Here is a 2,192-nt window from a genome sequence, read left to right on the forward strand (position 1 = left end):
TGCACCATGTGCAGACGCTGTCGGGTGGGGCGCGCCTGGTGCGGCTGACCCAGCAGCTCGGCGGCATCGAGGTGTTCCGCGAACAGGCCACCGTGCTGCTGGGCGCGGACGGGCAGGCCCGCGCCATCGGTGGTTACCTGGGCAGCACCGCGCTTGCCCCTCCAATCCAAGGCCGCCCCGGCCACGCTGCTGGACGCGCCTGGCGCCGTCGCCCGCGCCCTGCAGGATTGGGGCTTCGCCCCCGAGGTGGTGGGGCAACTGCAATCGGCTGCCCCGCCCGCGACCGGGGAAGCCGGACCCTACGAGTGGTGGGCGCTGCCTTCCGGGGTGACGGGTACAGGGGGCGCCTCCCTGCCCGAGCCCGTACGCGTCAAGCCCGTGTGGTTCCGCCTGCCACAAGGGCTGGTGGCCGCCTACTACATGGAATTGCTGGTGGTGGAAGACGGCGAGGAACATGCCTGGGCCTATGTGGTTGCGCGGGATGATGGCCGCCTGCTGCTGCGCCACAACCAGACGGCGCACGCTGGCGACACCTTCAGCTACCGTGTGTTGGGCGAGAGTGCCCCACCCTACATGCCCTGGCCAGGCGCGCAGGGCCGCAATGGCACGCCCCATCCCACGGGGACACCTTCCGGTTACGCCGCGCCGATGGTGGCCTCCAACCTGGTGAGCCTGGCCAACGCGCCGTTCTCGCGCAACGATCCTTGGCTGCCCGTGGGCGCCACACAGACCTTGGGCAACAACGTGCATGCCTTCGCTAACCTGGCGGCGCCCGATGACCTGAACCCTGGCGACGAAACCCAGTGCGGCGACACCCTGGCCCGCGACTTCCGGGCCTGCGCCACGGCGCCTGGCGTTTTTGACTACGGCTACGACCACGGCCAGGGGCCGCTGGCAAGCAAAAGCCAGGCGGCCGCCTCGGTGGTCAACCTGTTCTACATGAACAACTGGCTGCACGACTGGTTCTACGATGCAGGCTTCGACGAAGCGGCGGGCAACGCGCAGGCGGACAACTTCGGGCGCGGTGGCTTGGGTGGTGACGCACTGCGCGCACAGGCGCTGGACTACAGCGGCACCAACAACGCCAACATGATGACGCCGGCCGACGGCGCGCCGTCGCGCATGCGCATGTACCGTTTCGTCAATTCCACGCCGGTGCAGGCCACGGTGTCGGCGCCCGCCGTGATTGCCCGCAGCTATGCGGTGGGTGCGGCCTCTTTTGGCCCGCTGATCTATGACGTGAGCGGGGATGTGGTGGCCGCACAGGATGCAGTCCCGAGCCCCAGTGACGCCTGCAGCACCATCACCACGAATCTCACGGGCAAGATCGCCCTGGTGGACCGCGGCACCTGCAGCTTCGACACCAAGGTGAACAATGCGCAGACCGCAGGTGCGATAGGCGTCGTGGTCGTGAACAACGTGGCCGGACCGCCTGCGGACATGGCGGGCACGGGCCTGACTATCACCATCCCCAGCATCATGATCTCCCAGCAGGATGGCGTGGACTGGAAAGCGCAGTTGATGGCGAACGCGATCGTCACCCTGCGCATGCAGAGCACAGGCGCCGCTGAGCGCAGCAGTGCGCTGGACAATGGCGTGATCGCCCACGAGTGGGGACACTTCATCACCAACCGCCTCATCGGCAATGCCAGCGGCCTGACCTCCCACCACGCTGTGGGCCTGGGCGAAGGCTGGGGCGATTTCCACGCGCTTCTGGTGACGGTGGCCGATGCCGATCGCAACCAGCCCGGCAACAACCTGTACCAGGGCGCCTATGCCGCGGGCAGCTACGCCATGGGCAGCGTTGTCGGCCCGGACATCGATCCTTTCGACGTCGCCCTATTCGGCATCCGCCGTTATCCGTATTCCACGGACATGGGCAAGAACCCGCTCACGCTCAAGCACATCACCGATGGCGTGGCGCTGCCCGCCACGGCGCCGCGCAACCCCAAAGGGGTGAACCTGTCGAATGCCGAAGTGCACAACATGGGCGAGGTCATGGCCACCATGCTGTGGGAGTGCTACACCGGACTGCTCAATGCGCACCCCTTCACCACGGCGCAGGATCGCATGAAGAACTATCTGGTGGCGGGCTACAAGCTCACGCCAGTCAATCCCACGCTGCCTGAGGCGCGCGATGCGCTGCTGGCCGCCATGGCGGCCAGCGACCCGGCGGACCGCGCACGCTGCGC

Annotated in this window: 1 protein-coding gene and 1 pseudogene; both read left to right on the forward strand. The window is 67.6% G+C overall.

Annotated elements, in window-relative coordinates:
* Positions 1-38: 38 nt before the first annotated feature.
* Positions 39-122: pseudogene (locus tag ACDELDRAFT_RS26250) on the forward strand (hypothetical protein); the annotation flags it as partial.
* A 31-nt stretch (positions 123-153) separates the two neighbouring features.
* A partial coding sequence (locus ACDELDRAFT_RS21565) for a M36 family metallopeptidase (protein WP_269763859.1) occupies positions 154-2,192 on the forward strand: 2,039 nt, incomplete at its 3' end.

This window comes from Acidovorax delafieldii 2AN (assembly GCF_000175235.1).
Taxonomy (GTDB): Bacteria; Pseudomonadota; Gammaproteobacteria; order Burkholderiales; family Burkholderiaceae_C; genus Acidovorax; species Acidovorax delafieldii_B.